The 25,233-nt window shown below is 54.3% G+C and carries 23 protein-coding genes and 1 tRNA gene; 17 read left to right on the plus strand and 7 right to left on the minus strand.

The window, feature by feature from the left end; all coding sequences use genetic code 11:
• Window positions 1–64 precede the first annotated feature (64 nt).
• From ACR0CW_RS08280 to ACR0CW_RS08310, 7 genes are all read left to right on the plus strand, one after another.
• Window positions 65–1,153: an AI-2E family transporter gene (locus tag ACR0CW_RS08280; RefSeq protein WP_155141897.1), complete on the plus strand. Its 1,089-nt coding sequence runs from the start codon at window positions 65–67 to the stop codon at window positions 1,151–1,153.
• 174 nt (window positions 1,154–1,327) lie between these two features.
• Window positions 1,328–2,305, plus strand: a complete 978-nt coding sequence (locus tag ACR0CW_RS08285; RefSeq protein WP_480787418.1) for an AAA family ATPase — start codon at window positions 1,328–1,330, stop codon at window positions 2,303–2,305.
• Window positions 2,306–2,325: 20 nt separating this feature from the next.
• On the plus strand, window positions 2,326–3,273 hold the full coding sequence (locus ACR0CW_RS08290; RefSeq protein ID WP_480787419.1) for a DUF58 domain-containing protein: 948 nt from the start codon (window positions 2,326–2,328) through the stop codon (window positions 3,271–3,273).
• Entirely contained in the window at window positions 3,270–3,743 is a 474-nt protein-coding gene (locus ACR0CW_RS08295) for a DUF4381 domain-containing protein (protein ID WP_480787420.1), read from the plus strand. Before ACR0CW_RS08290 ends, ACR0CW_RS08295 begins: the two co-directional genes overlap by 4 nt.
• Complete coding sequence (locus ACR0CW_RS08300) at window positions 3,743–4,723, plus strand: vWA domain-containing protein (protein ID WP_480787421.1); 981 nt, start codon at window positions 3,743–3,745, stop codon at window positions 4,721–4,723. Before ACR0CW_RS08295 ends, ACR0CW_RS08300 begins: the two co-directional genes overlap by 1 nt.
• On the plus strand, window positions 4,723–6,228 hold the full coding sequence (locus ACR0CW_RS08305; protein WP_480787422.1) for a VWA domain-containing protein: 1,506 nt from the start codon (window positions 4,723–4,725) through the stop codon (window positions 6,226–6,228). Before ACR0CW_RS08300 ends, ACR0CW_RS08305 begins: the two co-directional genes overlap by 1 nt.
• A complete protein-coding gene (locus ACR0CW_RS08310) occupies window positions 6,225–7,466 on the plus strand; it encodes a hypothetical protein (protein ID WP_480787423.1) in 1,242 nt (413 codons plus the stop codon). Before ACR0CW_RS08305 ends, ACR0CW_RS08310 begins: the two co-directional genes overlap by 4 nt.
• A gap of 2 nt (window positions 7,467–7,468) precedes the next feature.
• On the opposite strand, the gene ACR0CW_RS08315 is transcribed toward ACR0CW_RS08310, so the two are convergent.
• Window positions 7,469–8,149 carry a Crp/Fnr family transcriptional regulator gene (locus ACR0CW_RS08315; RefSeq protein ID WP_480787424.1) on the minus strand — a complete coding sequence of 227 codons (681 nt, stop codon included), beginning with the start codon at window positions 8,147–8,149 and terminating at the stop codon, window positions 7,469–7,471.
• Between the two features lie 196 nt (window positions 8,150–8,345).
• Between ACR0CW_RS08315 and ACR0CW_RS08320 the strand changes: the two genes are divergently transcribed.
• The 3 genes from ACR0CW_RS08320 to cls all read left to right on the plus strand — a co-directional run bounded on the left by ACR0CW_RS08320 (window position 8,346) and on the right by cls (window position 12,444).
• Window positions 8,346–9,956 carry an arylsulfatase gene (locus ACR0CW_RS08320; RefSeq protein ID WP_155141913.1) on the plus strand — a complete coding sequence of 537 codons (1,611 nt, stop codon included), beginning with the start codon at window positions 8,346–8,348 and terminating at the stop codon, window positions 9,954–9,956.
• A gap of 78 nt (window positions 9,957–10,034) precedes the next feature.
• Entirely contained in the window at window positions 10,035–11,009 is a 975-nt protein-coding gene (locus ACR0CW_RS08325) for an HAD family hydrolase (protein ID WP_480787425.1), read from the plus strand.
• Between the two features lie 22 nt (window positions 11,010–11,031).
• Window positions 11,032–12,444, plus strand: coding sequence for a cardiolipin synthase (gene cls, locus ACR0CW_RS08330; protein ID WP_170333147.1), 1,413 nt, complete (start codon window positions 11,032–11,034; stop codon window positions 12,442–12,444).
• Here the strand turns inward: cls and ACR0CW_RS08335 are convergent, their stop codons facing one another.
• Window positions 12,445–12,879 carry a potassium channel family protein gene (locus tag ACR0CW_RS08335; protein ID WP_155141919.1) on the minus strand — a complete coding sequence of 145 codons (435 nt, stop codon included), beginning with the start codon at window positions 12,877–12,879 and terminating at the stop codon, window positions 12,445–12,447.
• A 175-nt stretch (window positions 12,880–13,054) separates the two neighbouring features.
• On the opposite strand from ACR0CW_RS08335, the gene ACR0CW_RS08340 reads away from it, so the two are divergent.
• From ACR0CW_RS08340 to ACR0CW_RS08355, 4 genes are all read left to right on the plus strand, one after another.
• The gene (locus ACR0CW_RS08340; protein WP_480787426.1) at window positions 13,055–13,702 is read left to right on the plus strand and encodes an ABC transporter ATP-binding protein; all 648 of its coding nucleotides are present in this window, start codon (window positions 13,055–13,057) and stop codon (window positions 13,700–13,702) included.
• Complete coding sequence (locus ACR0CW_RS08345; protein ID WP_480787427.1) at window positions 13,699–16,113, plus strand: ABC transporter permease; 2,415 nt, start codon at window positions 13,699–13,701, stop codon at window positions 16,111–16,113. The genes ACR0CW_RS08340 and ACR0CW_RS08345 overlap by 4 nt, the downstream gene beginning before the upstream one ends.
• Entirely contained in the window at window positions 16,103–17,140 is a 1,038-nt protein-coding gene (locus ACR0CW_RS08350) for a lipocalin-like domain-containing protein (protein WP_480787428.1), read from the plus strand. The genes ACR0CW_RS08345 and ACR0CW_RS08350 overlap by 11 nt, the downstream gene beginning before the upstream one ends.
• 64 nt (window positions 17,141–17,204) lie before the next feature.
• Window positions 17,205–18,020 carry a sugar phosphate isomerase/epimerase family protein gene (locus tag ACR0CW_RS08355; protein WP_480787429.1) on the plus strand — a complete coding sequence of 272 codons (816 nt, stop codon included), beginning with the start codon at window positions 17,205–17,207 and terminating at the stop codon, window positions 18,018–18,020.
• Window positions 18,021–18,037: 17 nt separating this feature from the next.
• Here ACR0CW_RS08355 and ACR0CW_RS08360 read toward each other — a convergent pair whose 3' ends face one another.
• The 4 genes from ACR0CW_RS08360 to ACR0CW_RS08375 form a co-directional block, all read right to left on the minus strand.
• The gene (locus ACR0CW_RS08360; protein ID WP_480787430.1) at window positions 18,038–18,469 is read right to left on the minus strand and encodes a universal stress protein; all 432 of its coding nucleotides are present in this window, start codon (window positions 18,467–18,469) and stop codon (window positions 18,038–18,040) included.
• Complete coding sequence (locus ACR0CW_RS08365; RefSeq protein WP_480787431.1) at window positions 18,466–21,075, minus strand: TRAP transporter permease; 2,610 nt, start codon at window positions 21,073–21,075, stop codon at window positions 18,466–18,468. Before ACR0CW_RS08365 ends, ACR0CW_RS08360 begins: the two co-directional genes overlap by 4 nt.
• A gap of 111 nt (window positions 21,076–21,186) precedes the next feature.
• A complete protein-coding gene (locus ACR0CW_RS08370) occupies window positions 21,187–22,155 on the minus strand; it encodes a TAXI family TRAP transporter solute-binding subunit (RefSeq protein WP_155141932.1) in 969 nt (322 codons plus the stop codon).
• A 368-nt stretch (window positions 22,156–22,523) separates the two neighbouring features.
• A tRNA-Leu gene (locus ACR0CW_RS08375) sits at window positions 22,524–22,609 on the minus strand.
• A 145-nt stretch (window positions 22,610–22,754) separates the two neighbouring features.
• On the opposite strand from ACR0CW_RS08375, the gene ACR0CW_RS08380 reads away from it, so the two are divergent.
• A complete protein-coding gene (locus ACR0CW_RS08380) occupies window positions 22,755–23,333 on the plus strand; it encodes a YqaA family protein (RefSeq protein ID WP_155141934.1) in 579 nt (192 codons plus the stop codon).
• Window positions 23,330–23,794, plus strand: coding sequence for a disulfide bond formation protein B (locus ACR0CW_RS08385; protein WP_480787432.1), 465 nt, complete (start codon window positions 23,330–23,332; stop codon window positions 23,792–23,794). The genes ACR0CW_RS08380 and ACR0CW_RS08385 overlap by 4 nt, the downstream gene beginning before the upstream one ends.
• Before the next feature lie 3 nt (window positions 23,795–23,797).
• Here the strand turns inward: ACR0CW_RS08385 and ACR0CW_RS08390 are convergent, their stop codons facing one another.
• A complete protein-coding gene (locus ACR0CW_RS08390; RefSeq protein WP_155141950.1) occupies window positions 23,798–24,385 on the minus strand; it encodes an HNH endonuclease in 588 nt (195 codons plus the stop codon).
• Between the two features lie 212 nt (window positions 24,386–24,597).
• On the opposite strand from ACR0CW_RS08390, the gene ACR0CW_RS08395 reads away from it, so the two are divergent.
• A complete protein-coding gene (locus tag ACR0CW_RS08395) occupies window positions 24,598–25,203 on the plus strand; it encodes a pseudouridine synthase (RefSeq protein WP_480787433.1) in 606 nt (201 codons plus the stop codon).
• Window positions 25,204–25,233: the final 30 nt, after the last annotated feature.

Genomic DNA, 25,233 nt, shown 5'->3' on the forward strand with positions numbered 1-25,233 from the left:
ACTGCGCAACATCAACTGAGCTTAGATATTTTCCAGTCACGGCTCCGATGCCTAGGGCCAGCGCATGACCTCTGACGCACCAGAAACAAATCCCCGCCCACGTCTGAAACTGACGGTCGTTCGGGATATCTCAATTGTTGCCACGTTGGTGGTTCTGGGTCTTTACGCCGGGGCCAGCTTTCTGATCCCGCTAACAATGGCTTTGCTGGTCAATGTCCTGATTATCGCCCTAAGCGACCGGGTAATTTCCCTGACCCATGCACCTGTATGGTTGGCAAATATTGCCGCTGTCACAGTGGTTTTGGCCGGCTTGTTCATGATTATGTACGTGCTGGGAAGCCAGGCAACACAATTCGCCCGCTCCATCGGAACCTATGAAAATCAGTTCGATGGTGCCGTTAACCGCATAACAGGCTTGGTCGGTAACGACGTGACCAGTTTCATTCGGGACAATCTGGTCAGTATCGACATGTCTTATGTCGCCCGCATCTTGCTGGGCAGCGCAACCTCGCTTTTGAACCAGTTCTTTCTGATCAGCCTTTACGTCGCCTTTCTAATGGCCGAACGCCTAGCATTTCGAAAAAAAATCCAACTGGCAGCTGGAAACCCACTTACAGGTGCTGAGCTGGCTACGGTGTTGGATGCGATCTCATACAGTCTGCAGCGTTATGTCGGCGTCAAAACATTCATCAGCCTAATCACTGCCGGGATCAGCTATTCTGTGTTTCGGGCTCTCGGTCTGGAATATGCCGAGACTTGGGCCGTCTTAACTTTTGCCCTGAACTTTATCCCCTCGATCGGCTCCATTATCGCTGTTGTCTTTCCTGCCATGATCGCTTTGGTTCAGTTCGACAGCGTTGGCCCCTTTCTGATCATCGTATTCGGATGCGGCACGATTCAGTTCCTGATCGGGAACTTTCTGGATCCTGCAATGCTGGGTCGTTCACTGAACATGTCGACATTTCTTGTCATTCTGGCGCTGACATTCTGGACTACGGTCTGGGGGCTAATCGGAGCATTTCTTAGCGTCCCGCTCACCGTCTGTATCCTGATCATTTTCAGCCACATTCCGGCGCTGCGGCCAGTTGCCATTCTGATGTCTCTTGATGGCCGACTGGGCGAAGACGACAGTCGCAGCACAAAAACAACCTAAATCGATAAATGGCTTAGCAACCAGCAGCACCCAAGCATTCCAAGATCGTGTTTTGATGGTGGATCAAATACAACAACGCTGCTAACCTTCCATCATTACTGGAAAAACCCGGTTGCAATCATACCGAGGCCCGACCGGAAGATTTGAACCATTGACCTCGATTGGACCGAATAGATGGCGGCAATAGACCAGATAAACGACCTGAAAAAACGTATGGGACAAGCCATTATCGGGCAGACCCAGGTCATTGATCGCTTGCTTATAGGCCTGTTGGCCAATGGCAATCTGCTAATCGAAGGCCTGCCCGGACTTGCAAAAACAAGGGCCGTCAAGGCAATGGCGCGCAACCTTGATGCGGACTTTAGCCGCATCCAGTTCACGCCTGATCTGTTACCTTCTGACGTGACAGGAACTGAGGTGTATCAGCAAACCGCAAAGGGGGGTGAGTTCCGCTTTGAACCTGGACCAATCTTTGCCAACATAGTTCTGGCCGACGAAATAAACCGTGCACCAGCGAAGGTCCAAGCTGCACTATTGGAGGCAATGGAAGAACGGCAGGTAACGATCTCGGGTACAACTCATAAGATGGAGCCGTTGTTCATAGTGATGGCGACGCAGAACCCGATCGAGCAGGAAGGCACCTATCCTTTGCCCGAAGCTCAGATGGACAGGTTTCTGATGCATGTCCAGATCACCTACCCGCCTGTCGAAGACGAAGTTGAAGTGATCCGTTTGGTGAGAGCGGAAGAGATTGCATCAGGTGAAAACACAGCCAAGGAAAGACCAGAACCCATCCCACAGAATGCGATATTCACAGCACGATCTGAAATCGGGCAGATACACGTTTCAGACGCCATGGACAGATATATGGCGGACCTGGTGCAAGCGACCCGCACACCCCGGGCGCTAAGTGAAGAACTGTCCAGTTGGGTAGAAATCGGCGCAAGCCCACGTGCCTCGCTCGCACTAGACAAATGCGGACGCGCACATGCCTGGATGAATGGTCGTGACTATGTTGATCCGGCTGACGTTCGGGCCATCGCTCATGATGTGTTTCGTCACCGCATCACGCTGAGCTTTGAGGCAGAAGGAAATGCAAAAACAGCAGACGACGTGGTAACTGAAATCCTAAAACTCGTCGCCCTGCCCTGATCGCAACAAAGGAAAGCCGCGTGTCAAAGACCGCCGCATATCCCAGCGACCCACGCATACACACCGACGCGAAACACCTGCTTGGCCTCGGTAGGCAGTCCCGTGCGCTCAGCCTGTTGCCGCGGCAGCCCGCCCGATCAATCCTGAACGGCCGCCACGCATCGCGTCTGCGTGGACGAGGACTGAATTTCGAAGAACTGCGCGATTACTTGCCGGGCGATGACATCCGGAGCATCGACTGGAAAGTTACGGCGCGTACTGGTGAACCACATGTCCGGGTCTATACCGAAGAGCGTGACCGTCCTGCACTATTGCTGGTTGATCAGCGCATTTCGATGTTTTTTGGCACTAAGGTCTACATGAAATCGGTCATTGCCGCCGAAGCAGCAGCTATTGCTGCCCATCGCGTTCTTGCACAAGGCGACAGGGTTGGTGGAATTGTGTTCGGTGATACAGATGTCGCCGAACATCGCCCTCAGCGTCGCGCTGCAGCTCTTACCCGGTTTTTGTCATCCGTCGGCGCCTTGAACTGCAGCCTTCATGCGGAATTGAGGCCAGAACCCACCGTTGCCATGAACCAGATCCTGAAACAGGCAGCGCAGATAGCTCATACCAACGCACTGGTCTGTGTCTTTTCAGACTTTGATGGGTTGGATGAAGACTCAGAGACCATTCTGCGACGACTTTCACGTTCCAATGATCTGATTTTATTCAATATATCCGACCCAAGTTCACATGGCATGCTACCTAAAATCAAGCTTGCAGTTTCGGATGGCGAGAAGCAAATCGAGATCGACGGTACGAGCCCTAATCTATCTGATCGCATCAAAGATGCCCTGGACCGGCGGCTTGAGCAGCTACAGATCTGGTCTCGTCGATATGGTTTTCCGATCGTCCCGATGACCACCGAAAAACCTGCGCTTGACCAGCTGCTTCGGCTATTCGGCCATCGCGGTGGCCATCGATGAGCGTGGATACCGAAGGCAAATCTCTGGTCGAACTGCTGGACATGCTAGAGCCCGCCCCGGAACCAGTTCCGATTTCAATGATGCCCCAAACATGGGGTTGGCTCGCCATTGCCATGTTGGTCGCAGCTTTAATCGCGATCAGCCTTTACCTGTTCTGGCGACATCGGAAGGCGAACGCATACCGTCGTCTGGCCCTGACCGAACTTCGCCAATGCGACGATGATTGTGCCAAAGTGGCGGAGATCCTTAAACGCACCGCACTGGTGGCATTCCCGCGTTCAGAAGTTGCCGGACTATGTGGCGAGGATTGGCTGAATTTCTTGCAGCAAACATCTGATAACAAAGTAATTCCAGTCAATGCAGGCCGCGCACTTGTTAAAGCGCCCTATCGCAAAAATATCTCGGACCCAAGTGTCACGGAACTGGCCAGAAACTGGATTCTGACACATAAAATCGGAAAGGATCGCTGATGTTCTCCTTTGCCGCGCCTTGGATCTTTCTGATTTTGCCACTGCCCGTTCTGGTTTACTTCTTTGCGCCGCCTCATCGCGAAAAGGCCAGTTCGATCCGCATTCCCTTTTTTCGGCACGTTGCAAAAGCTGTTGGTGCAGAACCAAGTTCGGGATCGGTAATTCCAGCGCGTGCACGCCTACAAACATTCATCGTCATCATCGTCTGGATACTGTTGGTATTCGCCATGGCCCGGCCCGAACGACTGGGTGAACCCATTGTGACAGAGAAATCAGCGCGAGATGTGGTGTTGGCGCTGGATATATCAGGATCCATGGATCAGCGCGATTTCAAGGCTGCCCACGGCGGACCAAAACAGAGACTTGAAGCCGTGAAGGACGTCTTGCGCAGTTTCATTGCCGAGCGCGATGGAGACCGAATGGCGTTGATCATCTTCGGAACGCGCGCTTTTGTGCAGGCCCCATTTACTGAAGACCTGCAGAGTCTCAATGGTTTCCTCGATCAGACTGCGGTGGGCATGGCTGGACCAAACACGGCTTTGGGGGACGCCATCGGACTGGGTATTCGCACCTTTGAATCCAGCGAGGTCGAACAGCGTTTGATGATCGTTCTCAGCGACGGTGCCGATACCTCCAGCCGAATGACACCCGTCAATGCATCGGCCATTGCGGCCGACAAAGGCGTTGTCATCTACACCATCGGTGTTGGCGACCCAAATGCAACTGGCGAGGATCGGGTTGACCTAGAGGCGCTCCGGGACATCGCAGACCGAACGGGCGGAGAATACTTCTTTGCAGATGACGAAAGGGCGTTGGCAGATGTCTATCAGCGCATTGATGCGCAAAATCCCCGAGTGGTTGAAACACAGAGCTACCGACCCCGCGAAAGCCTAGCTCATTACCCGCTTGCTGCCGCACTCATACTGATCCTCTTGAGCTCTGCAGGTTTTCACATTCACCAACGGCGGAGGCTGGCCTGATGCTTGATGCTCTGTCGGAATTTCATTTTATCCGAGTAGGTTGGCTGGTTCTTCTCATTCCAATCGCCGCACTCTGGTGGATAATCCGACCAAAGCCGAAGGTTGATGGAAACCTCCCCTCGGGCATAGCGCCGCATCTCGCCAAAGCCTTGCAATTGGGTGACGAGGATAAACGCCGGTTCTACCCCATAGACATCCTGATGATCGCAGCGATGCTTGTGACTTTCGCGGTTGCCGGGCCAACGTGGTCAAGGGCACCCAATCCACTGATTTCGGATAAAGCGCCACTTGTGATCGCGTTGAAGGTCACTGACAGTATGGAGGAGACGGACCTTGCCCCCTCACGCCTTGATCGGGCGAAGTTCAAGATTACAGACCTGATCAATGCGCGCGCAGGCGCTCCAACAGCCTTGGTTGCTTATGCGGGCACGCCACATCGCGTGGCTCCGCTCACCGAAGATGCTAATATTCTCCGCCCCTTGCTTGAAGGTCTGACGCCGGCAGTCATGCCGGAACAAGGTGATGCGGCAGGTGATGCATTGCAGCTGGCTGAGAGCATTCTGGATGGGTCGGAAATAGCCGGAGCGATCCTCTTTGTTCTGGATGATATCAATCCGTCGCAGCTGCCCGCGTTTGAAGATACAACATCGCCCATGTTCTTTCTGACTATGTTGCCAGAGGGTCAGAGTATTCCGCAGCTGGATGGATTAAGAAGCGCCATGATCGTTCCTTTCACGGGCAGCGATCAGGACGTGTTACGTTTGGAACGCCAGATCCAATCTGCATATAGCGAAGCGCTTGACGATGATGACCGACTGGACTGGCAGGATCGAGGCTGGTTGCTGGCCTGGCCTGCCGCGTTGCTGTGCCTTCTGTGGTTCCGGCAGGGTTGGGTTATACGCTGGGCAGTTCTGGCGTTCCTCCTCTTTCCCGCTGCAGGGCCAGCACAGGCCGAAGGTTGGAAGGATTGGTTCCTGACGCCGGATCAGCAAGGTCAGATTGCCATGAACCAAAAGAATTTCGCCGAGGCTGGTACACTGTTCGAAGATCCGTATCACAAGGGTTATGCAATGCTGAAGGCAGGCCAATACCCGGAAGCTGCAGAAATCTTCACAGCTCTGGACACACCCGAGGCTGCTTTTGCCGAAGGTATGGCCCGAATTCGCAATCGGGAATACCGCCCGGCAATTACCGCCTTTGAAACGGCGTTGGAGCGTAGGCCTGACTGGCCCGAAGCCCAGCACAATCTGGAAGTATCGCGTGCGATCTTAGAAGAAGTTGAATCGTCACGAGAACAATCTGACACGGGTGAAGAAGCGGGTATCGGGGCTGATGACGTGGTTTTCGATAACGAGTCTGGCCGAGGTGAGAACACAACCGTTCAGGACCAAACCGGTGAGGCGACACCATTGTCCGCCGATCAATGGATTAGCGCGATAGATACCGATATGCAGGATTTCCTCCGCAGCCGGTTCGTTCTGGAAAATCAGGAGCGAAACCAATGAGGTACCTCTCGCTTCTTATCTTCATCATGCTGCCTGACTGGTCTTGGGCTCAAGAAGCACAAGTTGAAAACTCGATGGCCCCGCAGGTCACAATCGAAGCCCCCGAAGATGATACCACTGTGGGGCAAGCCGCGATTGTCAGGATCAAGGTACTGGTCCCAACCTTTATGCCTTCACCACCTGTTTTTCCTTCACTTGAGCAGGAAAACCTGCTGGTTCGTCTGCCTGAACGTGCATCTGGTCCGATCAGTGAATCTGTGAATGGTGAAACGTGGTCAGGCGTCCAGCGCAGTTATCGACTGTACCCTTTGGCGTCGGGTGTATTCGACTTTGGACCTCAGGAAGTGCTGGTTACATATGCAGACCCCGAAACAAATGAACCCAAGCAGGTATCAGTCCCTCTACCTGCTACGACACTGACTGCGACGGTTCCGGACGCAGCGCGAGGTCTTGATCCTCTGATCATCGCGAATGGGTTTGAACTGACGCAAGAAATCGAGGGTGAGACCGATATGAATGCAGGTGATGCGATCACGCGCCATTTGACTGCAAAGATAACAGGAACGTCACCCATCATGATCCCCGCATTGTTGCCTGAGGCGTCGGACCCACTCCTCCAACCATATCCGAAAGAACCTCGCTTCACGGAAACTGAGGACCGGGGCATTCTGTCAGGCCAGCGTGTGGACGAAACTGTTTATGTGGCGCGTGAAGGTGGACAAACTCAGCTGCCCGCGATCTCGATCAACTGGTATAACCTGAAATCGGGTGAGATAGAGACCGCCGAGCTGGATGCTGTGCAGCTGACACTTGCAGCGCCGAAGTGGAAACCACCGACACCCGAAACACTTATATACGCGGTCTTTTTGCTTGGTGCATTTTCAGTCCTGTCCTGGGGGGCGGTTCATCTGACGCGGCCTCGCTATCAGGCTTGGAGAAACGATCGTCGGGCAAGATATCTTGCATCATATGAATTTGCATTGAACCAGCTATATGCATCGCTAAAAAATCATGATCTGTCAGGATCTTACACAGCTCTTGAGATGTGTAAGACGCGAGGCCAGAAACCAAAAGACTTGGTTAATCTGGAGGCTACGATGACGCAGATTGGGGCGAGCCGATATGCGCCTGACAATCACAAAACTCATGCGGATTGGACAAAAGCTCTGCTCGCATTCAAGGCGGTCAAGACGCGAAGGCCAGGAACTCTGGCAATGTTACCTCCGCTTAACCCCTGATCTTAACTCACGCAGCTCTCGATCAGGGCGCGCCTGTCCTTAAGCCGCACACGACCGTAGCCAAGCTCAATCAGATCCAAATCAGCCAGTCGGTGCAGGTTACGATGCAGCGTTGGTTGCGACACGGCGACCATCTCAGCCAGATCTTCCTGAGAAACGATTATCCAGCCATCGGGCTCAGATGCACCTTCGTCGAGATGCAGCAACCTGAGCACCAGCCTCTTTTCTGTTCCGGTCACGGCTAAATTCGCCATGATGCGCAGGGCAGTCTGCATGTTTTCATGCGTCAGGGCATAGAAATCACGGATGTACTCAGGGTTGCGGTAAACCAATCTTTCGACACGTGAACTGGGAAAGAACAAGGTTTGCGTTTCCTGAGTCGTCACCACGCTTACCAATCTGAGCGACCCAGAAAACAAGGCCAGATCACCGATCCAGTAACCTGCGCCTTCACGATGCACCACAAAATCCCGCCCATCATCAGATGGCGCAGTGATCTGAATGCCCCCTTTCAAAACAGCGTAGATGCCGTTGGCGGGATCACCATGATGGTAAAGTGTTTCTCCGACGCCGAAGGTCTTCGATATTGCACACCCAAGCAGATCGCTCTGAAAAGACGTGCTGCGCTCTGCGAACCAGCCGTCTTTCTGAAACAGATGCATGTAACTGAATTTATCAAACATTAGTATGTTTCAATCTCATCATATGATAGATTTCAAGAGCGTTTGCTCGATTAGAATAAGCGTGTCCGATTCCAAAGCCCATTCAATTAGTTAGGCAGGGAATTCGATGTAGCAGATGACCCTTAGACCACAACGTGTCGTCGCCAATACTCTATAACTTCCGGGTCGATTTGGCCCCCCATTGCAGGAGTAAATCATGTCACCACCCCGTTCTTTTGCAGATATTTGGCGCAGCAGGCTGCGCCGGTTCGCTGTGGCATCTATCGCTGTCGCACTGGCCGTTCCAGCCTGGGCACAGGATCAAAAGCCCAACATCTTGGTTATCTGGGGCGATGACATCGGACAGTCAAACATATCCGCTTATACGATGGGTTTGATGGGATACCGAACGCCAAACATCGACCGTGTTGCGAATGAAGGCATGATTTTTACCGATTATTATGGTGAGCAATCGTGCACTGCTGGCCGATCATCCTACATCATGGGCCAATCAGTTTTCCGTACCGGTTTGTCGAAAGTGGGACTGCCCGGTGCTGATCTCGGCATGCAGGTCGAAGACCCCACCATTGCGGGCCTGCTGAAAGACCACGGTTATGTCACGGGTCAGTTTGGCAAAAACCACCTGGGTGACAAAGATGAGCATCTGCCTACAAACCACGGATTTGATGAGTTTTTCGGAAACCTCTATCACCTGAACGCTGAGGAAGAGCCGGAAAATGAAGACTATCCCGGTGACGCGGTGCTAGCAGATGGTCGCACATTCCGCGAGGCCTATGGTCCACGCGGTGTGATCAAGTCGAAAGCGGATGGCACAATAGAAGATACCGGCCCGCTGACCAAGAAGCGTATGGAAACTGTTGATGAGGAAACCGTTGCGGCGGCAATCGACTTCATCAAGCGCGCGCACGAGCAAGGTCAGCCCTTCTACGTCTGGTGGAACGGTACGCGCATGCACTTCCGGACGCACGTCAAAGACGACATGCGTGCACAAGCCAACGAAATCGTTGGTGGCGTGGCTGATGAGTACACTGCAGGCATGATCGAACACGACATGCACGTTGGCCAACTGCTTGACCTGCTGGATGAACTTGGCATCGCCGACAACACCATCGTGCATTATTCGACCGACAACGGTCCGCACTACAACACCTGGCCTGATGCTGCCGCTACTCCTTTCTGGGGTGAGAAAAACACCAATTGGGAAGGCGGATGGCGTGTGCCTTCAATGGTTCGCTGGCCGGGTCAAATCGAAGCGGGTTCTGTCACGAACGAGATCGTGCACCACATGGACTGGCTGCCGACATATCTGGCGGTTGCGGGTGATCCCGAGATCAAAGAGAAGCTGAAGGAAGGATATTCGTCATCGGGCATGGGCCGCGACTACAAGGTCCACCTGGATGGATACAACATCCTGCCACTGCTGACAGGTGAAACTGCGGAAAGCCCGCGCAGGGAAATTTTTTATTTCTCGGACGATGGTGACCTGACCGCCCTTCGCTTTGACGACTGGAAGCTGATCTTCCTTGAGCAGAAGGCATGGGCAACGCTGCGCGCGTGGATCGAACCTTGGACCGAGTTGCGGATTCCATTGATCATCAACCTGCGCCGCGACCCGTATGAGCGGGCTTATCGCACATCCAACACCTACTACGACTGGCTGCTGGATCGGGCGTACTTCCTTGTTCCCGCACAGCAGTACGTTGGTAATTTCCTCGCGACCTTCCAGGAATTCCCACCGCGTCAGAAAGCTGCCAGCTTCAACCTGGATCAGGTGATGGACAAGCTAACCACTCCGACGAACAACTAAGTCGAAGTTCATTAAGAATGGTCGAAGGGCTGCCGATAAACAGGCGGCCCTTCCCGATTGAATCAAAAGGGTATTCTCATGCGGCGTCTCATTCCTATCGTTGTTGCCACTCTCATTCCTTTCACACTGTCTGCCGACCCGCTACCAAGTTGGACCGATACCGAGGCCAGAAACCGGATCGTCGCTTTCGTTGATGGAGTCACGGATCCTGACAGCGATGATTACGTCACGCCCGCAGACCGTATTGCAGTGTTCGACAATGACGGCACGCTCTGGGCCGAGCAACCAGTCTATTTTCAGTTGATCTTCGCCATGGACAAGCTGGCTGAACTGGCTGAAAGCGATCCATCCATTCTGTCCAGCCCCACACTGGAAGCCGCAGCCAAAGGGGATGTCGAAGGAATTGCCGCAGGCGGCAAAGAAGCCCTTATCGAGGTGGTGAACGCCTCACATTCCGGCCTCAGTGTCGCTGACTTTCAGACATCCGTCGCTGAATGGCTGGATACGGCGCGGCATCCAAAGACGAATTTGCCATATGATCAAATGACTTACCAGCCGATGGTTGAGCTTCTCAGATATCTTCGCGACGAGGGGTTCTCGACATATATCGTCTCAGGCGGCGGCATTCATTTCATGCGCGTTTTCGCTGAGAAAGCTTATGGGATTCCGCCCGAGCAAATCCTTGGAACCTACAACGACAGCACCTACGAAATCGTCGATGGCACACCGACCATCGTAAAGGCACCCGGCCTAGCCTTTATCGACGACAAGGAAGGCAAGCCCATCAACATTGATCGCACGATCGGAAAGCGCCCGATCTTCGCAGCTGGCAACTCAGATGGCGACTTTGCGATGCTGGAATGGACGACTGCCGGAACTGGTCCACGGATGGGCCTGTTAATCCATCATACAGATGGTGAACGGGAATGGGCGTATGACAGAGACAGTCATATCGGCCGTTTGGTCGATGGTTTGGACAAAGGCCCGGATTTGGGATGGGTGATTGTTGATATGGCGAATGATTGGTCACGCATCTACACTGGCAAAAACTGAATAGTCAGGACGCCAAAAATTCATGTGGACAGTGCTCGTTTCCCTGTTTCTATTTGCCCTCTTTTGCGTCGCCGTGGTTTTCTCGGTGCGCGCGGCCCAAACCGCGCGTACCCCACAGGGCGCAGTGGGTTGGGTGGTATTCCTGCTTTCAGCCCCGATGCTGGCGGTTCCTCTTTATCTGTTTCTCGGGCACCACCGTTTTCGGGGATATCGCGTGGCACGCCGGGAAAGCGAAAGAGTCGTTGAGGGCATCAAGACTTTTGCGGACTATTCCAAACCCGATCCGGAAAAAATGAAGATCAACCCGAGACCATTCGAGGCCCTGGCGCATCTGCCCGTCTCGCGTGGCAATGGCGCTCAGCTATTAATTGATGGTGACAGCACTTTCAAATCCATCTTTGAAGCAATTGATTCTGCGAAGAATTACGTCCTCGTGCAATTCTACATCGTGCGCCATGATGAACTGGGTATGGAGCTTCAGGACAAACTCATCTCAGCGGTTCAAAGAGGTGTACATGTCCGTTTCATGACCGACGCCGTTGGCAGCTACGGGTTAGCGTCGGATTACCTTGAGACATTGCGCAAAGCCGGGGTCGACGTGGCGGACCCGCGCGAGCAACGCGGACCTAACTTTCGTTTCCAACTCAATTACCGCAATCATCGAAAAACAGTAATTATCGATGGTGAGGTCGGGTTTATTGGCGGCCACAATGTTGGTGTCGAGTATCTGGGTCAGGATCCGAAATTCGGTCACTGGCGTGACACCCATATCAAAATGCAGGGCCATATCGTCAGGCAGTTGCAGCTGATCTTTACGGAAGACTGGCATTGGGCCCGGAACGAAGATTTGATTGACGCACTCGACTGGGCCGGCAACGAATCCGATCAGGATATGAACGCCTTGCTCGTCGCGACCGGTCCCGGAGATGAAACCGAAACAGGCGCGATGATGTTCTTTTCCGCGATCGCAGAGGCAAAAGAACGGCTTTGGATTGCATCACCCTATTTTGTGCCTGACATCGATATTATGACCGCATTGCAGCATGCCGCTTTGCGCGGCGTTGATGTTCGCATCCTTCTTCCCGATGTCATTGATCACCGCCTTCCGTGGCTTGCTGCATTCGCGTTCTTTGATGAAATCCGAAAATGCGGGGTGCGTGTATTCCGCTACACCGATGGCTTCATGCATCAAAAGGCGTTCGTAGTGGATGATACTTTGGCCGCCGTCGGCACCACCAATCTCGACAACCGATCATTCCGTTTGAATTTTGAAGCAATGGCACTGTTTTTCGACAGTCGCGCAGCCGAGGCCGTAGACAACATGCTGCGCAAGGACTTTGAAACCAGCTATGAGCTGACCCGCACTTTGTCGCAACAGCCCACTCATATTCGTTTTGGCGCACCGATCGCGAGGTTGTTTGCCCCTATTCTTTAGTCAGTCGGGGAAACGTTCCTGAAAAACCTGGTTCATAAGAGCCACCATGTATGCGGTCGACAATCCAAAGGCCAGCAGGCCGGTGACAGATGCGAAAGCACCAAAAATTCTAAGGCCTTCTCCAAGCACAATGTCGCCGTAGCCCAGCGTGGTAAATGTAACCAGCGAAAAATAGAGCGCAGAGTTCCAATCAGGTAGAACATCACCCAAAACCCAGATGATGGCCCATATCCAAACCTGAATTGTATGGGTGGCAATAATAAACGCCAACGCGATGGTGATTGGACCAGCGGTCGCCAATATCTTGCCCTGGCTTTCCCATTTTTCGACAATCCGGCGAATAACCAGTGTGCACCATGTCAGCAGCACGATTTCGACCAGAAAGCAAAGACCAAGATACATGCTGCCCCAAAGGATCTGTTGCGACAACGTCATGAAATGGTCCTGCTTTTTTGTGATCGCGAATGCAACCTCAGAATGACCTCTCATTCGGGTATGAGCAACCCCGCCATCCTTTGTGCGTGGGTGCGGCGAATGGAACCCGAGCGGTCTGCGCTATGGACAGTCGGGGATACGGTTGCACATTGTGGCCTACAGAAAGTGAGATGACATGCTGCTGACTATAGATCGCGTTCAAAAAGCCTATCCCGGTGGACGCCCTGTGCTACAGGACGTTTCCCTGTCTCTCGACATTGGTGAAACGCTTGCACTAACCGGAGAAAGTGGCAGCGGCAAAAGCACACTCCTGAATTTGGCAGCTGCGCTGGATGGGTTCGATGGTGGTGAAATTGTGCTTGATGGTGCAGCCTTATCATCACTGAATGATCCCGGACGCGCCGAACTGCGGCGCCAGAAAGTGTCCTTGGTTTTTCAGCAATTTAACCTGATCCCATCCCTAACCGTGGACCAGAACCTCTCATTCCATGCGCGGTTGGCAGGCAATTGCGACTCTGAGTGGATTTCACATCTTGCGCAAAGGCTGGGTCTTGGGGAACTGCTAGAGCGCTATCCAGAGAGCCTGTCTGGCGGTCAGCAGCAAAGGGTTGCGATTGGCCGAGCGATGGCAGCAAAGCCTAAGCTGTTATTGGCGGACGAACCCACCGGGAACCTGGATGAAACCGCCAGTTCAGTGGTACTGGACCTGATGTTGTCTCTGGTCGCCGATACGGGCGCCGCATTGCTATTGGTTACACATTCTCAGGATATCGCTGCCAGACTGGATCGCCGCGCGCATCTGGCAAACGGTCGTATCACATGACAGGTCCTGTGGTTCAGGCATTGCTGTCCCACTGGCGCAGGCACTGGCTGCAATTGGCCACATTGCTGATCGGCATTGCACTGGCGACCGGCCTTTGGTCAGCTGTTCAGGCCATCAATTCCGAGGCGCGTTCCAGCTATGCCCGGGCCAATACCCAGCTTTCAGTTGGACAGTTGGATGAGATACGCGATCCAACAGGCTACATACCACTATCGCGCTACGTTGATCTGCGGCGCTCGGGCTGGCAGGTAGCGGCGGTGCTCGAGGGACCAGTCCGCATCGGTGATCGCACACTTCGCTTGATGGGGGTGGATATGGTTGCCTACCCCGCTTTGCCGGCCATGACACAATTGGAACAGAGCGATACGCCGCCAGACCCCTCTGAAATACTGACTGCTCCGGGGCGGTTGTTGATTTCACCCGATCTCATTGATCTGTTCGATGAGCGCGATGATCTGCCGCCTATCCTTGTCAGCAGCGCCCTGCCCCCCGAGTTCATTCTGACTGATATCGGTGTCGCCGAAAGGCTCCTGAACCGGTCCGGACAAATTTCAAGACTGGTCGTGTTACCTGACCAACCCGGGTCATTGCCACCGCTATCGGAAATCGCCCCTGAACTGGAAAGACAAAGCCCGACCTCACAAATCGATACGGCACAACTGACCGACAGCTTTCATCTTAACCTGTCAGCATTCGGCCTTTTGTCTTTTGCAGTGGGCCTTTTCATCGTACATGGGACGGTCGGACTGGCGTTTGCCCAGCGACGTGGAATGATCCGCACCTTGCGAGCGCTGGGTGTTTCGATGCGACGGCTCGTATTGATCACGTTGGCCGAGTTGATCATGTTCGCCCTGATCGGAGGTATTCTGGGCTTGGTGATTGGCCATCTGATTGCGGCGGCTTTGCTTCCTGATGTCGCCGTAACCTTGAGAGGGTTGTACGGCGCCCCTGTCGACGGGCAACTCGCTCTCAGACCACTTTGGATCGTATCGGGTCTGGCAATGGCAATCGGCGGCACGTTGCTCGCCAGCGGTCATGCGCTTTGGCGGCTGTCCAGGATGCCCTTGCTTGCGAGCCCGGGAATGCAGGCATGGGGTGGCCAAACAAACGCTCGAAGACTTAGCGCGCTGTCGGGTCTGGCACTTATCATAGGCGGCATGATTGTATTCTTCAGTGCCAAAGGGCTGATCGCTGGTTTTGTGATGCTGGCGGGCATTCTCACCGGAACCGCCTTGTTGCTGCCTGCCATTCTATCCGTGCTATTGGCGATGTTTGCGCGATGTGCAAAAGGGCCAGTTACGCAGTGGGTATGGGCCGATATGCGCGCGCAGCTTCCCGGGCTGTCACTTGCACTGATGGCCCTGCTATTGGCTCTTGCGGCCAATATCGGTGTTGGAACGATGGTTTCCAGCTTCAGGCTGACGTTCATCGGCTGGCTTGATCAACGCCTGACATCCGAATTGTATGTCACCGCCTCCGATAACGAACAGGCGGATCAGATCATCGACTGGCTTGCGCCCCAAGTTAACGCCGTGTTGCCAATTCGAAGTATTGAACTTGCTCATGAGACAGGCCCGCTGTTCCTGTATGGTGTAATCGATGACGATACCTATCGTCAGAACTGGCCCCTGATAGCTTCAATTCCGAATGTTTGGGATAGTGTTCTGAATGGCGGTGCTGTCCTCATTAATGAACAGTTGGCGCGCCGGGAAAACCTGTGGCCGGGTGACAGTCTGATGCTTGCCCCGCGTCACACCCTCGAAATCGCTGGCGTCTATTCTGATTATGGGAATCCGACCGGTCAGGCGATTGTTTCTATGGCAATGCTGGATCTCATAGCGCCCGGCGCTGCTTCGCGTCGCTTTGGCATTCGCCTATCCCCTGATCGTGCAACTGAAATGGCCCAGACCTTACGGGATCGTTTTGATCTTCCAAATTCCAGCGTGGTGCATCAGGCCGCCATGAAAAAGCAGTCTCTGGCGATCTTTGAGAAGACATTCGTCGTCACTTCTGCCCTGAATGTGCTGACGCTTGGGGTCGCGGGCTTCGCCATCCTCACCAGTCTGCTGACCCTCTGGACCCAGCGACTGCCACAGATTGCGCCAGTATGGTCTCTCGGCATGACCAGATCGCGATTGGCTCAGTTGGAGCTGCTGCGGAGTATACTGCTGGCGGCACTCACTGCCTGTTTGGCCTTGCCATTGGGGTTAATCCTGGCGTGGATACTCTTGTCAGTGATCAATGTTCAGGCCTTTGGATGGCAATTGCCGATGCATCTGTTTCCAGCAGATTGGATTCGGCTGTTTTTGCTGACCCTGCTGGCTGCGGCAGTAGCAGCCGCCCTGCCCGCATGGCGCCTTCGGCGCATCCCACCCGCCGATCTTCTCAGGGTATTTGCCAATGAACGTTAGAGCGTTTTTGATGTTCCTGCTGTTCCCTCTGGCCGCAATGGCACAAGGTTACGCCGGTTTGGGAGGTAACGCTGATGGTTTCACTGCCCCAACGCCTGGATATCAGTTCCAGTTTCCGCATGACCACGGCCCGCATCCCGACTATCGGATTGAATGGTGGTACCTAACCGCAAATCTCAAAGGTGAGGATGGAAGAGACTACGGCATTCAATGGACATTGTTTCGCTCGGCCTTGAAACCATCAGAAGAGGATGGCTGGCAAAGCCCGCAACTATGGCTGGGTCATGCAGCGGTCACTACGCCTGATGCTCACTACTATGCCGAGAGGCTGTCGCGCGGAGGTATTGGTCAGGCAGGCGTGACTGCGCAACCTTTCGAAGCATGGATCGACGAATGGCAGATGAAAGCTGATCTCGACATCAATGCGCTGCGCCTGACGGCCAATGGGGCTGCGTTCAGCTATGACCTGTCTCTGGATGCCACAGGACCATTGGTATTTCACGGCGAAGATGGGTATTCGGTCAAGTCTGCCGACGGTCAGGCAAGCTACTACTACTCGCAACCCGGCTACCAGGTCGAAGGTGTCCTGCACCTGCCTCAGGGAGATGTCGTGGTCACAGGCCAGGGCTGGCTAGATCGGGAATGGTCATCTCAACCATTGGCGGCAGATCAAAGCGGTTGGGATTGGTTTTCGCTGAGCTTTGATGACGGTCAAAAACTAATGGCCTTCCGCCTGCGTGGTGATCGCGGAGACTACACTTCGGCTACATGGATTGATGCATACGGTGTTGGAACTGCTTTGCCGGATGGCGCTGTCTCGTTCACACCTCTGGAAACCCAAACCGTTGCCGACAGAAATGTCCCGGTACAATGGCGCGTGGTCCTGCCGGATCGCGAACTGGATGTGGAGGTGTCCGCCCTTACACCCAAATCATGGATGGGAACGCGCTTTGCCTATTGGGAAGGTCCGGTTTTCGTTTCAGGAAGTCACAGCGGTCAGGGCTATCTGGAAATGACCGGGTACTGACCCAACTGTCGCCAGACTGTCACAGCCACCTTTTATGACGGTCCCAAATGTAAAGGGACTGGAAATGACAAAACTCAAAGTGGGTGCCGCGCTGATGGTGTCCGATCTCAAGACCCATCGTGATTGGCTTGTAGATGGGCAGCGTGATCTGGAAATTCAGGATTTCTTTTCTCCGAACAATTTGGGCGATGCTGCTGAAGACTTGATCAACGCCGCTAAGAACACTTTGCAAGGGTATTCGGGGCGATTGGGTATTCATGGCCCGTTCTATGATCTGCCGCTGGATTGCCATGATCCCGAAGTGCGCATCATTGTTCAGAAACGTATGCACCAGGCGCTGGATGTCGCAGCTAAACTTGGTGCAACGCAAATGGTCCTGCACTCGCCTTATTCAACGTGGGACTACCACAACCTGGACAGCGACCTGACATCCCGAGAAGCGCAGATTTCGCGCGTTCACGAAACCCTCGCACCGGTTATTACAAGGGCTGAGGAATACGGTGTCGTACTGGTGATCGAGAACATCGAGGATAAGAACCCATTCGATCGGGTGATCCTCGCCAATAGTTTCAATTCCGACTTCGTATGCGTATCACTCGATACTGGTCATGCGCATTACGCGCATGGCGCTACGGGCGCACCACCAGTTGACTACTATGTCCGTGCTGCAGGAGACCGACTGGCGCATATCCACCTGCAAGATGCCGACGGATATGCAGACCGACATTGGGCGCCGGGTCAAGGAAGCGTAAACTGGCAGGCTGTCTTTGAGGCAATTGCAGAAGCCGCATCACAGGCCCGGCTGGTGCTGGAACTGCGAGACAGCAACGACGTTATGTCGGGGTTTGAACATTTGGTTGCTCTGGGCCTGGCTGAATAGCAAGGCCCAGAACTAACCTATCTGACCACGTAGACAGAAACGGTCGAGTGCCGCACCACGCGCGCGGCATTCGGCCCAAGCAGATAGTCTTTGAAATCAGGCTTGTGTGCCCCGATCACAATTAGATCCGAGCCCGCACTCTCAGCCGTCTTCAGGATCTCCTGATAGGCTGTCCCCGTGGCGACCACATGGCGGATAGAAGCATTGCGCTCTTCCCCCAAGGCAGTAACACAGAGATGGGTCAGTTTTTCATGGGCATCCGCAAGCGCTTGCTCGTGATGATGCGGCTCGAAAAAGCTGCTCACGAAGGACTCACCATAGTCCGGCAGCACAGTCACGACATCAAGCTGCGCCCCTTCATGCCCCGCCAACTCGGCTGCTTGTTTCAGAACCTGAGCGTCAAGATCGCCGTTACTGATATCGACGGCACACAAAACAGAGTTTGTCATGCTGGCACCTCTTGTCTTGCGGCACGACCGCGTTGAAGGAAAGCGATCAGACCCAGAAGGATCATCGCTGGGATATAGATCAGCTGCTTCGGAGGCTGACTGGACGGCAGATTGACCGAGCTCAGCCGGACAGCCTCATCACCGTAGTAGTCAAAGTTGGCCAGATCATCGGCAACTGGTGATCCGAACATCGGTTCCTCAAGTTTGACAAGGCCATCTTCTTCGAACAGCAGCAGCCCCATCGCGTCGACGCGCGCTTCACCGCCCTCTTCAGAACCAACCGGCACGACAACCGTGGTGTCCACCATCTTGCCGGTGTCAAAATCAGGCCCACTGATAACCATCCGAACATCTGTTCCGGGTGGTGTCTGACCCATCGTCTCAACAAATGCAGCAGGCTCAACCGAAGTGAATGGAGGCGCGATGCGATCCATGAAGAAATCTGGTCTGAACAGGGCAAACGCCACGAAGATCAGCGCGATGCTTTCATAGATACGGCTATGGGTCAGGAAGTAACCCATGGTGCCCGCTGTGAAGACAAGGATCGCTATCGTCGCGAATATCGCCACGATAATCCCTTCAACCCATGTCACATCGATCAGCAGCAGGTCCGTGTTGAAGATGAACACAAATGGCAGTGCAACGGTACGAAGCGAATAGAAGAAAGCAGTAAAGCCTGTCTTGATCGCATCACCACCCGAAACGGCTGCAGCAGCAAAGCTTGCAAGACCTACCGGGGGTGTGACGTCCGCCATGATGCCAAAGTAGAAGACGAACAGGTGTACCGCGATCAACGGGACAATCAGTCCGCTCTGCGCTCCCAGTTCCACAACCACGCCAGCCATGAGTGAGCTAACCACAATGTAGTTCGCAGTGGTGGGCAGACCCATGCCAAGGATCAGGCTGAGAAGACCGACCATCACAAGCATCAGGATCAGGTTACCGCCCGACAGGAACTCCACCAGATCAGCCATCACCTGTCCGACACCTGTCAGCGTCACGGTACCCACGATAACACCCGCTGTGGCCGTTGCCAGCGCGATACCGATCATGTTGCGCGCACCGTCGATCAGGCCCTGCCACAGATCGGCAACACCATCGACAAAGAACGCCGGCAGGTTGCTTTCACCACGGAAGATCGCCTTAAGCGGCTTTTGCGTCAGCAGGATCACGAACAGCAATGCCGTTGCCCAGAAGGCTGACAGGCCAGGTGACTTCTGCTCGATCATCAGGAAGTACACCAGCACGATGATTGGCAGCAGATAGTGCAGACCCGCTTTGTAGATTTCACTGATCACCGGAAGCGTGACTTCTTTGGCGTTCGGATCATCAGGCTCCAGATCCGGAACCTGAGCCGCGAAGTACAGAAGGACCACATAGACGGCGCAGACAATAAGGCTAAGCACCAAGCCGGCCATGGTTGGCACCCATGCCGTTACGGCATCGACCGGGAATTGCGAGCCATAGCAAAGGCCTGCAAAGATCAGGAAGAACGACAACATGCCAACGACCGTCCGCGCCAGATGCACATCGCGATCACCAAGTGTCGGCATGTTCCGCTTAACCGCCTCGAGGTGAACGATATAGACCAGAGCGATGTACGAAATCGCCGCAGGCAAGAAGGCATGCGTAATTACCTCGACATAAGAGATGCCGACATATTCAACCATCAGGAAGGCTGCAGCCCCCATAACCGGTGGCATGATCTGACCGTTGACCGACGAGGCAACCTCGACCGATCCCGCCTGTTCGCTCGAGAAGCCAACGCGCTTCATCAGCGGAATGGTAAACGTACCAGTGGTCACAACGTTGGCGATCGAAGAGCCCGAGATCAGGCCAGTCGCAGCAGAACCAACAACGGCCGCTTTGGCCGGTCCACCGCGCAGGTGGCCTAGCGCTCCAAACGCCATCTTGATGAAGTAGTTCCCTGCCCCGGCCTTATCCAGCAAAGCTCCGAACAGAACGAACAGGAAGACGAATTTGGTGGAAACGCCCAGGGCAATACCAAACACGCCCTCGGACGTAATCCACATGTGGCTCATGGCCTTTTTGAGGCTCGCGCCTTTCCAGCGGATGACCTCTGGGACCCATTCGGAAGACCCGAAGAATACGTAAAGGAGAAAAATAGATGCAATGATCGCCATTGCGGGCCCAAGCGCACGGCGAGCAGCTTCAAATAGAAGTAGAAGACCTATGGCAGCAAAGACTGCGTCGGTTTCATCGGCGAGTCCGCCAGCATCGACAATTTTTTGATAGAAAAAGTACCCGTACAACGCAACAGCAGCGCCTACTATCCCCATAATCCAGTCCTGAATCGGAATATAGTCGCGGGGGCTGGATTTCAGAGCCGGATAAGCAGCAAAGGCCAAGAACATGGCAAACGCCAGGTGAAACTGGCGTGCGTTGTTAACAATGCTTCCGGGCAACACGTAGTTGGATATGGGCGATGCCAGAACCACCTGAAAAATAGACCAGATTGCGGCAACAATTGCCAGAAACAGCCCTACGTTTCCAGCAGGATCACGTGCACCCGCATCCGAGGATGCGACCAGTTCCTGCAGCTCTTCTTCGGATAACGGACGATTGCCCTGTTGATCAGCGCTCATCAAATCTCTCCCCGTCCTGCGGCCGGTTTCCGGCGCGGTTTTTTTTGTTCCGGTGTTCTACCGGTAAAAACGAGGCGCAAAACTGCGCCTCGTTCCAAAGTCACTGGTGGATTACTGAATCCAGCCTTTTTCTTTGTAGTACTTCTCAGCACCCGGATGCAGCGGAGCCGACAGGCCGTCTGCGATCATTTCTTCGGGCTTCAGGTTCGCAAACGCGGGGTGCAGCTTTTTGAAGTCATCGAAGTTTTCGAAGACCGAGCTTACAACTGCGTAAACCGCGTCATCCGACACGTCAGCCGAGGTTACGAAAGTCGCGCCAACACCAAAGGTCGAGGTGTCGCCGTCCGAACCACGATACATGCCACCGGGGATGGTTGCGGTACGGTAGAACGAGTTGTCGTTGACCAGCTTGTCGACAGCGTCGCCGCTTACGTTCACCAGAACCGAGTCACACGCGGTAGTGGCTTCCTGGATCGAACCCGATGGGTGACCAACGGTGTAAACCATTGCGTCGATCTGGTTGTCGCACAGAGCCGCCGACTGTTCAGCCGCCTTCAGTTCCGTCGCCAGTTCGAAGTCGTCAGTGGTCCAGCCCATTTCGCCCAACAGGACTTCCATGGTGCCGCGCTGACCGGAACCGGGGTTACCGATGTTGACGCGCTTGCCCTTCAGGTCTTCGAAGTTGGTGATGCCGGAATCGGCACGAGCAACAACTGTGAACGGCTCAGGGTGTACTGAGAATACGGCGCGCAGGTTTTCGAAGGGGCCAGCCTCTTCGAATTTCGAGCTGCCGTTATACGCATGGTACTGCCAATCGGACTGAGCAACACCAAACTCCAGCTCGCCTTCGCGGATGGTGTTGATGTTGTAGACGGAACCACCGGTCGATTCGACCGAGCAGCGCACGCCATGCTCTTTACGTCCTTTGTTCACCAGACGGCAGATCGCGCCACCGGTCGGGTAGTAAACGCCTGTTACACCACCAGTACCAATGGTGATGAATTCTTCGGCATAAGCGGCCGGAGCCATGAAGGCAGCGGTGATGACCGCGCCGAGGCTGAGCTTGCTGCTGTTTTTCATTTATGAACTCCCAATTTTTATGTTTGGCAGACGGAAAAGGCGCATTGCCCCCGTCCGGGGACCGTGCCGATAAGTCAAACTTGCCCGTCTTGCAACGGGTACAACTCACTGAATTTTCCAAACTCTCCCAACATATTCGACGTTTCATTCAGACACATCGATTGTCAAGGCCAGCGCCCGGATCAAGGGCGCAAAGCCTCAGATATGACGATATTTGCGAGAGTTTCCCCGCCTGACGAACACATCCGCAAATCTCGTGACACCTATAGGTTGTTCATATCTAAGCGCATGTATGTGGTCGCAAGCAGCGCAAAGGAGAGACCTGCTGCTACGCTTACACAATTGGTTCTACATCGATGTAAGGGTTGTGGTGCCCAAGGAGAGACTCGAACTCTCACGCCCGTGAAGGCGGGGGATTTTGAATCCCCTGCGTCTACCATTCCGCCACTTGGGCCACGTGCAATGGATTAGCGTCCTCAAACGGGAAGGTCCAGAGGCAAAAACCATCCAATTTCCTGTTCGTTCAACCAAGAGCGGTTGACGCGTTGGCAGGTGCGTGGTTTGCCTAACCCCAACTGATCTTGGGACCATAGTATATAATGTTGCGATCGCTTTATGACTGGACAATTCGTCTGGCGGATCACCCTCATGCCCTCTGGGCGCTGGCAATCGTAGCATTTGTCGAAAGTTCGTTCTTTCCGATTCCACCCGACGTTCTGATGATTCCCATGATTCTTGCGCGCCCATCGCGTGCCTGGTTGATCGCCACCGTTGCATTGGTGGCTTCAGTACTTGGTGGCATGCTTGGATATGCGATCGGGGCATTCTTCTATGAAAGTCTGGGCCAGCCGATCCTTGAAGCGATGGGCAAAGGTCATGCCATGGAAGAATTCAACCAGCGATTCAATGATTTCGGGTTCTGGGCAGTGCTGACCGCCGGGATCACCCCGTTCCCCTACAAGGTCATCACTATCATGTCCGGCTGGACCGGAATGCCGCTTGGGACTTTCATCGCAACCTCGATTCTGGCACGTGCATTGCGATTCTATATCGTCGCCGGTCTGCTGTGGGGGTTCGGCGAACCTATCCGGGATTTCATTGAGAAACGTCTGGGGCTGGTCTTTACACTCTTCATCTTCCTCCTGATCGGAGGATTCCTGTTGGTGAAATACATATGACGAAACAACGCGCACTCATATTCCTCGCAGCCGGCGGATCAGCCGCTCTGTTGCTTGCAGCGTGGGGATTTCAACATCTTGGTGGCATGGCGCCATGCAAAATGTGCATCTGGCAACGCTATCCGCATGGCGCAGCCGTTCTGATTGGCGTTGTGGCGCTGGCCTTTCCCGGACAGCGCTTCCTGCCCCTGCTGGGTGCGCTCGCTGCATCGATCACTGCCGGGATTGGGGTGTATCATGCAGGTGTCGAGCGAGGATTGTGGGAAGGTCCGACAAGCTGCACTTCGGGCGATATTGGAGGGTTGTCCGCGGAAGAGCTGATGGAACAGATCATGTCGGCGCCGCTGGTTCGCTGTGACGACATACCATGGGAGTTGTTTGGCCTGTCGATGGCCGGGTGGAACGCAGTACTATCTGCGTGTCTGGTACTGGTCTGGATAGCCGCGTGGCGTAGCCGGTAACTCTTAGATTTCGTCCAGTTCCGCATCCCAATACAGGAAGTCGATCCAACTGTCGTGCAGGTGGTTTGGCGGAAACTTACGGCCGATATTGCGTAAAGCCTCGGCATCGGGTTGCCGAGGCGGTTTGCGCAATGTCATACCCGCCTGCCGGAGCGATTTTGAACCTTTGCGCAAATTGCAGGGGCTGCACGCAGCCACAACATTCTGCCAGCTTGTTACCCCGCCCGCGGCACGCGGTACGACGTGGTCAAAGGTCAGATCCCCACGGCTGCCACAGTATTGGCAACGGAATTCATCCCTCAAAAATAAATTAAAGCGCGTGAAGGCCACGCGCTTTCTGGGTTTTACATAGTCTTTAAGGACAACGACCGATGGTATTCGTATTTCGGTGCTGGGACTGCGGACAACTTCGTCATATTCGGCGACGATATCGACCCTGTCCAACCATGCCGCTTTGATCGCCTCCTGCCACGGCCACAACGAAAGCGGATAGTATGACAAGGGGCGGTAATCGGCGTTCAAAACCAATGCCGGATGATGCTTTAGTGCACCGGGTTCCCTGACAAATTCGGTCCTGAAGTCTCCGTCCATCACAGAATCGCTCCTCGCTCTCAGCTGCCCGTTTGTGACACCAGAGCGGGGAGCACCCGCCCCGGTCTTACTATGACTATATATCGTGTTAAAACTCTGACAAGCCCTGAGTTTCCACAATATGTCGAAGATTGGGTAAGCCGAATCCGTAACAGTGACATGACAGTTATCCACAGGTTGCGCACTGTGTGTCGCTCGGGCTATGGCGGGGCATGTCCTGGTTCATCCGATTCAACAAACCCTTTGATGTGCTGCCACAGTTTACCGACCGTGCGAACGTGGAATCGCCGCGTAGCACGTTATCGGATTTTATCGACCTGCCTGGCGTCTATCCGGCTGGTCGGTTGGATCGGGACAGCGAAGGTCTGATGCTGCTGACAGACCATGGCCGCCTACAAGCCCAGATATCAGACCCAAAACACAAGATGGCCAAGACCTATTGGGTTCAGGTCGAAGGTGTTCCAGATGCTGCCGCCCTCAAGGCGTTGCGAGACGGTGTTGAACTCAAGGAAGGTCCAACACGCCCTGCCCGGGCACGTGCGATAGATGAACCTGAAGATCTGTGGCCACGCACCCCGCCAATTCGTGAGCGAAAGACTGTTGCGGACAGCTGGATTGAACTGACCTTGCGCGAAGGTCGAAACCGTCAGGTTCGTCGAATGACGGCAGCGGTTGGACACCCTACCCTTCGTTTGATCCGTGCACGCATCGGCGATTGGACTTTGGAGGGGTTGGAACCCGGCCAATGGGACAGCCTGCCCATGCCCACATTGAACTCGGCACCGCAGCGCAAAAGGGATCGCCGCCCTCGCCGGTGACAGAAGCCCTTATTTCCGCTAAACTAATTT

The organism is Ruegeria sp. CH6 (assembly GCF_056537005.1).

What these genes read in the sequence shown, in the direction of transcription:
- ACR0CW_RS08305 (WP_480787422.1), top strand. Translation starts at nt 4,723, where the DNA reads ATGCTTGATGCTCTGTCGGAATTTCATTTTATCCGAGTAGGTTGGCTG.
- ACR0CW_RS08370 (WP_155141932.1), bottom strand. Translation starts at nt 22,155, where the DNA reads ATGAAAAACAGCAGCAAGCTCAGCCTCGGCGCGGTCATCACCGCTGCC.
- ACR0CW_RS08380 (WP_155141934.1), top strand. Translation starts at nt 22,755, where the DNA reads ATGTTGCGATCGCTTTATGACTGGACAATTCGTCTGGCGGATCACCCT.
- ACR0CW_RS08315 (WP_480787424.1), bottom strand. Translation starts at nt 8,149, where the DNA reads ATGTTTGATAAATTCAGTTACATGCATCTGTTTCAGAAAGACGGCTGG.
- ACR0CW_RS08320 (WP_155141913.1), top strand. Translation starts at nt 8,346, where the DNA reads ATGTCACCACCCCGTTCTTTTGCAGATATTTGGCGCAGCAGGCTGCGC.
- ACR0CW_RS08280 (WP_155141897.1), top strand. Translation starts at nt 65, where the DNA reads ATGACCTCTGACGCACCAGAAACAAATCCCCGCCCACGTCTGAAACTG.
- ACR0CW_RS08285 (WP_480787418.1), top strand. Translation starts at nt 1,328, where the DNA reads ATGGCGGCAATAGACCAGATAAACGACCTGAAAAAACGTATGGGACAA.
- ACR0CW_RS08355 (WP_480787429.1), top strand. Translation starts at nt 17,205, where the DNA reads ATGACAAAACTCAAAGTGGGTGCCGCGCTGATGGTGTCCGATCTCAAG.
- ACR0CW_RS08385 (WP_480787432.1), top strand. Translation starts at nt 23,330, where the DNA reads ATGACGAAACAACGCGCACTCATATTCCTCGCAGCCGGCGGATCAGCC.
- ACR0CW_RS08390 (WP_155141950.1), bottom strand. Translation starts at nt 24,385, where the DNA reads ATGGACGGAGACTTCAGGACCGAATTTGTCAGGGAACCCGGTGCACTA.
- ACR0CW_RS08365 (WP_480787431.1), bottom strand. Translation starts at nt 21,075, where the DNA reads ATGAGCGCTGATCAACAGGGCAATCGTCCGTTATCCGAAGAAGAGCTG.
- ACR0CW_RS08295 (WP_480787420.1), top strand. Translation starts at nt 3,270, where the DNA reads ATGAGCGTGGATACCGAAGGCAAATCTCTGGTCGAACTGCTGGACATG.
- ACR0CW_RS08300 (WP_480787421.1), top strand. Translation starts at nt 3,743, where the DNA reads ATGTTCTCCTTTGCCGCGCCTTGGATCTTTCTGATTTTGCCACTGCCC.
- ACR0CW_RS08335 (WP_155141919.1), bottom strand. Translation starts at nt 12,879, where the DNA reads ATGACGTTGTCGCAACAGATCCTTTGGGGCAGCATGTATCTTGGTCTT.
- ACR0CW_RS08395 (WP_480787433.1), top strand. Translation starts at nt 24,598, where the DNA reads ATGTCCTGGTTCATCCGATTCAACAAACCCTTTGATGTGCTGCCACAG.
- cls (WP_170333147.1), top strand. Translation starts at nt 11,032, where the DNA reads ATGTGGACAGTGCTCGTTTCCCTGTTTCTATTTGCCCTCTTTTGCGTC.
- ACR0CW_RS08340 (WP_480787426.1), top strand. Translation starts at nt 13,055, where the DNA reads ATGCTGCTGACTATAGATCGCGTTCAAAAAGCCTATCCCGGTGGACGC.
- ACR0CW_RS08350 (WP_480787428.1), top strand. Translation starts at nt 16,103, where the DNA reads ATGAACGTTAGAGCGTTTTTGATGTTCCTGCTGTTCCCTCTGGCCGCA.
- ACR0CW_RS08345 (WP_480787427.1), top strand. Translation starts at nt 13,699, where the DNA reads ATGACAGGTCCTGTGGTTCAGGCATTGCTGTCCCACTGGCGCAGGCAC.
- ACR0CW_RS08325 (WP_480787425.1), top strand. Translation starts at nt 10,035, where the DNA reads ATGCGGCGTCTCATTCCTATCGTTGTTGCCACTCTCATTCCTTTCACA.
- ACR0CW_RS08360 (WP_480787430.1), bottom strand. Translation starts at nt 18,469, where the DNA reads ATGACAAACTCTGTTTTGTGTGCCGTCGATATCAGTAACGGCGATCTT.
- ACR0CW_RS08310 (WP_480787423.1), top strand. Translation starts at nt 6,225, where the DNA reads ATGAGGTACCTCTCGCTTCTTATCTTCATCATGCTGCCTGACTGGTCT.